This is a genomic window from Companilactobacillus bobalius (genome assembly GCF_009764355.1).
The window spans coordinates 1-7,593 of sequence record NZ_LNUA01000014.1 but is presented as its reverse complement, the minus strand read 5'-3'; the positions used below and the strand labels follow the sequence as shown (position 1 = coordinate 7,593).

Annotated in this window: 8 protein-coding genes and 3 pseudogenes; 8 read left to right on the top strand and 3 right to left on the bottom strand. The window is 35.7% G+C overall.

Going from position 1 to position 7,593, the window contains the following annotated elements; genetic code table 11:
• The 5 genes and pseudogenes from ATN92_RS03360 to arsC all read left to right on the top strand — a co-directional run.
• Positions 1 to 263: pseudogene (locus tag ATN92_RS03360) on the top strand (replication initiation protein); the annotation flags it as partial.
• Positions 256 to 786 (top strand): DUF536 domain-containing protein, encoded by a 531-nt coding sequence (locus ATN92_RS03355; protein WP_024526981.1) that lies wholly within the window; start codon positions 256 to 258, stop codon positions 784 to 786. The pseudogene ATN92_RS03360 and the gene ATN92_RS03355, both read left to right, overlap by 8 nt.
• Before the next feature lie 105 nt (positions 787 to 891).
• On the top strand, positions 892 to 1,209 hold the full coding sequence (locus tag ATN92_RS03350; RefSeq protein ID WP_012391388.1) for an ArsR/SmtB family transcription factor: 318 nt from the start codon (positions 892 to 894) through the stop codon (positions 1,207 to 1,209).
• 50 nt (positions 1,210 to 1,259) lie between these two features.
• Entirely contained in the window at positions 1,260 to 2,297 is a 1,038-nt protein-coding gene (gene arsB, locus ATN92_RS03345; RefSeq protein ID WP_054644019.1) for an ACR3 family arsenite efflux transporter, read from the top strand.
• 11 nt (positions 2,298 to 2,308) lie between these two features.
• Entirely contained in the window at positions 2,309 to 2,725 is a 417-nt protein-coding gene (gene arsC / locus ATN92_RS03340) for an arsenate reductase (thioredoxin) (protein WP_024526977.1), read from the top strand.
• Between the two features lie 117 nt (positions 2,726 to 2,842).
• Here arsC and ATN92_RS03335 read toward each other — a convergent pair whose 3' ends face one another.
• Positions 2,843 to 3,145, bottom strand: coding sequence for a type II toxin-antitoxin system YafQ family toxin (locus ATN92_RS03335; RefSeq protein WP_005917927.1), 303 nt, complete (start codon positions 3,143 to 3,145; stop codon positions 2,843 to 2,845).
• The gene (locus ATN92_RS03330) at positions 3,135 to 3,413 is read right to left on the bottom strand and encodes a plasmid mobilization protein (RefSeq protein WP_003625288.1); all 279 of its coding nucleotides are present in this window, start codon (positions 3,411 to 3,413) and stop codon (positions 3,135 to 3,137) included. The genes ATN92_RS03335 and ATN92_RS03330 overlap by 11 nt, the downstream gene beginning before the upstream one ends.
• A gap of 546 nt (positions 3,414 to 3,959) precedes the next feature.
• Between ATN92_RS03330 and ATN92_RS03325 the strand changes: the two genes are divergently transcribed.
• Positions 3,960 to 5,345, top strand: a complete 1,386-nt coding sequence (locus tag ATN92_RS03325; RefSeq protein WP_056950594.1) for a PTS sugar transporter subunit IIC — start codon at positions 3,960 to 3,962, stop codon at positions 5,343 to 5,345.
• A gap of 409 nt (positions 5,346 to 5,754) precedes the next feature.
• Here the strand turns inward: ATN92_RS03325 and ATN92_RS03320 are convergent.
• A pseudogene (locus tag ATN92_RS03320) lies at positions 5,755 to 6,183 on the bottom strand (transposase); the annotation flags it as partial.
• Between ATN92_RS03320 and ATN92_RS03315 the strand changes: the two are divergent.
• Positions 6,176 to 6,391: pseudogene (locus tag ATN92_RS03315) on the top strand (tyrosine-type recombinase/integrase); the annotation flags it as partial. The pseudogenes ATN92_RS03320 and ATN92_RS03315 sit on opposite strands and share 8 nt — an antisense overlap.
• 385 nt (positions 6,392 to 6,776) lie before the next feature.
• Positions 6,777 to 6,989: a hypothetical protein gene (locus tag ATN92_RS03310; RefSeq protein WP_056951279.1), complete on the top strand. Its 213-nt coding sequence runs from the start codon at positions 6,777 to 6,779 to the stop codon at positions 6,987 to 6,989.
• Positions 6,990 to 7,593: the final 604 nt, after the last annotated feature.

The following is a 7,593-nucleotide window of genomic DNA, read 5'->3' as shown; positions in this document are numbered from 1 at the left end:
GAAACCAGAAAAGAAAGATGCCAATGATTTCTCACAAGGCCAATTACAAGATGAGCGTCAAAAGCTTTTAATATTCAGCATAATGGTGAATTAACAGAGCAGGAAAAATGGCGCGCCATTGACAAGGTAAGGGGTTAACTTTAGGCTCTACTGAGAAACAAGCATTGGCTGATAAACAGGCTGAACATGATAAAAAAATAAGAGATCAAGCAAGACAAGAAGCACTTGCTGAACTCCGAAAGGGGTTTGGAAATAATGCCTAAAACAATTAGAGAACTTGCTGATGAATTAAAGGTCTCTAAACAAACTATTCAATACCACTACCAAAGACTACCAACAAAGAACCGACAAAAAGATAGTCAAGGTAAAAACGTGATCAGCCTTACAGCTGAAAGGATTATTAGAGGCAAGGTAGCAAAGAACTTGGTAGCAAAGAACCAACAAACAGGTAGCGAAAAAGCGACAAAGACTAGCAAAGAAAATAATGAGCTAATCGCTACTCTAAGAAGAGAAGTAGCAGATTTAAAGTTTCAACGGGACAAACAGCTTGCTACCAAAGATCAGCAAATAAGTAGCAAAGACCGACAAATTAATCATCTAACCAAATTAATAGATCAGCAACAACAACTTCAGTTAACAACTGTGACAGAAAACAAAGAACTAAAAGAACATGTACACAAATTAAGTGACTTGATTGAAATCTCTAATCCAGGCCAAAAACAGCAAGTGAATGACAAAGAAGATAGAACACATAATAATAAAAATTGGTGGCATTTTTGGAAATAGAAGTCAATTGGTAGATTATAAAATTAATCCGAACGGCAATCTTTTTCATTATTCATGTGATACAATATAGATAATCGTCTATGTTTAATGTGGAGGAATTTACTGATGCACTATGAGTATAAAGATTTGGCATCACTTTTAAAGGTGGTTGCTGAACCTAACCGTCTTAAGATTTTAGAAATGCTGTCCTGTGGTGAGATGTGTGGGTGTGATATACTTGCACACTTTAACTTTACACAACCGACTCTATCCCACCATATGAGTATTCTGGAAAAAAGTGGATTAGTTAACGTAAGAAAAGATACTAAGTGGCACTATTATTCTTTAAATTCAAACAAAAAAGAAGGACTGATTAGTGAATTAACACAAATACTATCTAAAACTGACCATTGCATATGTAAGGATTCACATTCAAACTGTTAGCTTTTTTATTTTGCATTATACATAGATAAATATCTATATGGAGGGCTATTATGCGTACTTCTAAAAATTTATCATTCATGGACCGTTATATGACCTTATGGGTATTTTTAGCTATGGCACTGGGAATTATTAGCGGTTTAGCTTTTCCATCGCTCCCTAAAATAATTAATAGTTGGTCTATCGGTACAACATCAATTCCAATAGCAATAGGCTTAATATTAATGCTATATCCACCACTAACCAAAGTTAATTATGGCAAAATGGGTGATGTATTTAAGGACAAAAAGGAACTTGCTTTTTCATTAGTTCAAAATTGGATCGTTGGCCCTATTTTAATGTTTGCTCTTGCTTTTATCTTTCTACACAATTATCCAAACTATATGATTGGTTTAATCATGATCGGTTTAGCACGGTGTATTGCTATGGTTATTGTGTGGAATGAATTAGCGCAGGGTAATAACGATTATGCTGCTGGTCTAGTAGCTTTTAACTCAATTTTTCAGATTTTGCTATATTCCGTTTATGCATACTTCTTTATTAGTGTCTTACCAAAATTCTTTGGGCTACAAACACAGACAATTAATATTACAATGAGTGAAATTGCTAAAAGTGTTTTTATTTATCTTGGTATTCCTTTCATTTTGGGCATTGGTTCTCGTTACTTTATCATTAGCACAAAGGGTAAAGAATGGTTTGAAGATAAATATGTACCAAAAATAAGTAGAATTACTACTTGGGCTTTACTCTTTACAATAGTAGTGATGTTTTCTGTCAAGGGTGCAAAAGTAGTTCAACTACCAATGGACGCAATAAGAATTGCTGTTCCTTTATTACTATATTTTGTCTTAATGTTCTTCATAACCTTTTGGATTGCGAAAAAGACTAAAACTAGTTATTCAATTTCTGCGACACAATCTTTCACCGCTGCAAGTAATAACTTTGAATTAGCTGTTGCAGTAACAGTCGCTATATTTGGCTTGAATTCTGGAGAAGCATTTGCTGCCGTTATTGGCCCAATGGTTGAAGTACCGGTAATGATCTTATTAGTTGATGTAGCACTATGGATTAAAAGAAAATATTATGATTAAGGAGTAACCAAATGAAAAAAATCTATTTTCTCTGTACCGGGAATTCATGTCGAAGCCAAATGGCCGAAGGATACGCAAAAGAACTTTTTCCTTCCGATAAATTTGAAATTAGAAGTGCGGGCGTAGAAAAGCATGGTTTAAACAAAAATGCAGTACAAGTTATGGCAGAAGATGGTGTCGATATTAGTCAGCAGTATTCAAAACTGATTGATTTAAATTACTTCAATTCAGCTAATCTAATTGTCACTTTATGCGGTGATGCACGAGATAAATGTCCAGTTATTCCACCACAAGCTACAAGTATTCATTGGCCATTACCCGACCCTGCAAAAACCACTGGAACAGAAAAAGAAAAACTACAAGCCTTTAGAAAAGTTCGAAACAAAATAAAAGATAATCTATTCGAACTTGTACAAAATTATAAATAGGGTCCATTTTTATAAAATCGCCCCTCGAAAACATTGAAAGAATAGCCCCCAATATCTATAATGTAGATATCGGGGGTTATTTTAATTTATTTTTTTATAAGTGCCCCTAAACTATAGCTATTGATTCAAGATTTCATGGGAGCCAGTTGCAACCAATAACAAAATCAATTCATCATGATCTAGCTGATAAATAACAATCCAGTTGTCATAATTTTTACCATAGTTTCCATATCTGGCAGGGTGAAATTCACGATAGCCACGCCAATTTCCTTTTAATGCATGATCTTTAATCTGTTTCAAAACAAGTACATCTTGTTCAACAATTGCTTCTAAACAAGGCTTCAAGACAGTTATTGGGAAATGTTTTTTGACTAGTTTTTTTAATTCACGTTCAAAAGATTTGGTCTGTTTAATTTGCATCTAGCTTATCGATCCAATCTTCAAAGTCAGTCAATGAACCAATGTTTTTGACCTGCCCTGTTTCTGCTTCTTTTTTAGCGGCTAAGGCTTCCGGAGAATCTAAAAAGCTGACTAATCGAACTTCATTATTGGCCGCTTTAACTAACGATAAGCGTATATACTCAGAAACGGTTAGCCCTTGTTTTGCTAGATTAGCTTTAGCCCGTTCACTAATGTCAGGTGTTACACGAGTTGAAATTGTCTTGTTTTTAATAATAGTATTACTCATTCTAATCCGCCTCCTTTAAGTTTACCATCGTACTACATTATAATATTCGATTTTTAGGTTTTCTGCAACTAAATTAATTTTAAAGTAAAGGAACTAACAGCTTATGCGACAAGTTGTCTTACCCATCAAAGATTCAAACGTTCGTCAACCACCATCGACTAAAGTCGATGGTGGTTGACCAAATGAAACTGGCAAGGGCGGAGTTCAACTTAATCAACGTAAGGGCCAAATTGCACGTGAAGATGTGGCTGAAGTGATTGTTGCAACGTTGCATAATGATCAAACAATTAAGAAAGAGTTTGCAATTAGCGAGGGAAAAACACCTGTCAGTGAGGCAGTTAGCCAGGTCTAATTCTATGTATAAAAATTCATTTGAAACATGTTCCATTTAGGACACATAAGCCCTTTATTTAATGGGACATGTTTTTTATTTGGGGAATAACTTTACAGTAAGACATTTTAAAGCTTATACTGGATTTGTTGAAAGCGCTTTACGTTACATGATCTTCGGCCGAAGATTTTCAATTATTATTTGAGGTGATTTTAATGAATGATTGGATTAACAACAAACTTCTTCCTCCAATTATGAAGTTTGTTAATACCAAAGCAATCACAAGCCTAAAGAATGGTATGTTAGTCAGTTTGCCATTTATTATGAGTGGATCTATATTCTTGCTTTTAAGTGCCTTTCCATTCGCACCAATTGCTAATTGGATGAAAGCAACTGGGTTAATTCCTTACTGGACGCAAGCCTACAACGCTTCTTTTGGAGTGGTAGCAATTTTTGCCGTAGTAGGAATTGCCTATACTTGGGTAAAAGATGATGGTTTTGAACCTTTGCCGGCCGGCATGACGGCTTTGGTAAGTTTCTTCCTAATTATGCGTCCTACGACAGCTGTTATGAATGGTACTAAAACTGTGGTTTCTGCTTCACAGGCACCAACGATGTTAACTGGATTTATTGATCGGACTTGGCTTGGTGGTCAAGGTATGATCGCTGCTATTATTGTTGGATTGTTAACTGGTTGGATTTATTCTTGGTTTATCAAAAATCATGTGACCATCAAATTACCAGATCAAGTTCCACCAGCAGTAGCAGAATCATTTGTGGCCTTGATTCCATCCTTTGTCATTATTACCGGTTGGTTAATCGTTTATATCTTATTTGATGCAACTGCTCATACAACTATGACACAGTGGATTTATCAAACTATTCAGACACCATTACAAGGAATGACAGACTCATTTGGTGGCGTTCTTATTATTTCACTATTGATTCCATTCTTCTGGTTCTTTGGTATTCATGGTGCGGTTATTGTCGGTGGTATCATGGGTCCAATTTTAGGTGCCAATAGTTTATCGAATGCCGCAATTTTTAAGGCACATGGTGTTGTGACAGCCGCAAATGGAGGTCATATTGCCGTTTCATCCTTACTTGATCAATTTGGTACTGTGACTGGTTCCGGTATAACAATTGGATTAGTTTTCTTCATGGCATTCTTTGCCAAGTCAGCTCAGATGAAGAGTATTGGGCGTTTGTCATTCGTACCAGGACTCTTCAATATTAACGAACCCGTTTTGTTCGGAGTTCCAGTTGTTATGAACCCAATTTTAATTTTGCCATTCATGTTTATGCCAGCCATATCAATGGGTTCCACATATTGGTTAATTAAATTAGGTGTTATTCCATACTTTACTGGTGTTCAGGTGCCATGGACCACACCACCAGTTATCTCTGGCTTATTAGTCGGTGGTTGGAAGATGATGATTTGGCAAGCAATTGTCTTAGTACTTTCGTTCTTCGTTTACTGGCCATTTGTACACAAACAAGATCAAATCTTGTATGGACAAGAACAAGTTGCAGCTGATAAAGAAGCACATATTAAAGAAGCTGAAGCTGCTGCCACTACAGAACACGCAACAAGTAATTAATATTTTATGGTTTGTAAAGCTCCCTGTGATGTAATTTTCATGGGGGCTTTTTTAGGTCTTGGGAGTATTTTATTAGTAATAAATTGATAAAATATGTTTCTGAATTAAATACCATTTCCTTGCGGAAGTTTACTTCAATTGAAATAAATTTATTTTCCCATTTATCTCTCATATGTATGATTATGATAATAAAATTAGACCGTTCGATCCTCTTATTATTAACTTCAAAATTTGAGTAACTATAAACCAACTTTAAATATTCGCTTGGAGAAAAATATGCGATAAACTTATGAAAAACTGATGGACTCCTATTTTGATTGCTGAAGTAACTCTGAATTAAATAAAGAATTATTTGTTATGTTTACTAAGTTTCGAATTGCTCCTATGTCAATAAATGGCACATCTTTTTCTAAACACTCGTTCTAATTCTGTCGGAATTAAACCAACTGATGTAATTTGAGGTTCGGATTACCAAGTCCTCAAAATTGGAAAAAGTTGTTTGAAAGGCAAACTCTCTCTTCAACAATGAGTGAAAAGCTTCAATTGGCCCATTATCATAAGGATAACCTTGTTTTGAGTATGAGTGGCTAATCTGATGCCGTTCAAGTAAAGTTTCAACTTCGTTGCTGGTGTACTGTGAACCCATGTCAGAGTGAAAATATTGTGGCTTTTGATGACATTCAAGCGCCTGATTAATCGTTTCTACAACTAACGTCGCCTCCATCTGACGACCAATCTTGAAAGCAAGAACTTGATGAACCTTTGGTTCGTAAATAGAACTGAGATAACCCCAGGTTCCTGGACATAATTCCAAATAAGTAATGTCAGCACGCCATATTACTGAAAAGCAGTTCTACAAAATTATGAGTAAGGTTGACGATCTATTAGGAATTAATTATCTAGGTACTCATACGATGCGCAAAACTGGGGCTTATCGTGTTTACACGCAATCAAATTACAATATTGGCTTAGTCATGCACTTATTAAATCATTCAAGTGAATTAATGACTTTAGCTTATTTAGGCTTAGACCAAGCAAGTACCTAAAGTATGTTAGATCAAATTGATTTTGGGTAAATTAGTTTGATTTTGTTGTCGCCAACGGCGACTTCTGATACAGGTTTTTAATGGGTCTAGCACAACATAGAATTCATTCTATGTGTAAGTGCGCACTGACCTTGTTTCACTCGGTCTTCTGATAACCATAAAATCAATTTTTGTCGTTGTTGAATTGACTGTATTTTTAATTCAATTTATGTTTGCACCTAACTAAGATTGTTATGTTTTAAATATTTAAAAAGTGTTGCGGATTACGCTGTTTTAAGCCAGATTTTTTTAATCGTTCTGTGCAAAGAATCTTTATAAGTTTGGTAACAAATTTTGAATAACGGTACTGTAAAATCTGTAAATCTAAACTGAAATCATTATTTTGATGTCAGGAGTAATTAGGATGGACGAAAAGAAAGTATTAAAACCAATTGATGAAATGCTTGCTGATCCATGGCAAGTTGATATTCAAGAATTGTTTGAAGCTTCTGTCAATGAACCTGACGAGATCAAAAAGAACTTGTATGGTTCCCTGTATACTTATATTTTGCAAAAAAGACAAGAAGATATTATTAATCGCCCAGTCTTTGTAATTTAGGCCTCTAAAAAGTCGCTGAGGGATTTTTATTTTGACTTTGGTATAAATGTATATAAGTAGCCTTAAAATCGCTGAGAACAAAAAATAAGGCCCTTAAAAAGGGACATAGCAGTTAAATCTTTATCAAGTTTTAGAAAAGCTAACTATTTGCTGTCAATGGTAGCGGACGAGCGCAGCGTGGGAGCATAAGGAATTGACAGCTCTAAACCAGTCTTTACACTGAAATGGCGAAAGCCAAAGTTTCTACAAAACTTTGCTTTCCTGCCTAACGGCGAGTGAAAAAGCGGTCAAGCTGGCTCAGCTTGGACGGGGTTCGGGGCGTCAGCGCCCGAATTAATGTGGCTTGCCACACCTTTTAAGCAACGAACAGCGTGAGGCGCAAGGAGCTGTGCGACTGGAGTTTAATGTGAGCCGTTTTTTGGCTCACTCCTTTGTGTTTTTTTGTTTTAGGTTTGTATCTCGTACAGTGGTGCCTCTTATATACCTCTTTTATAAACCTCTTTTAAACCTCTTTTAGACCCCTCTTGAGCCTTACTCTCCCAAGGCTCACAGAAGGTTATCAACGAGGTTTTGTCTGTTTATCAACGAGGTTTTGTCTGTTTAT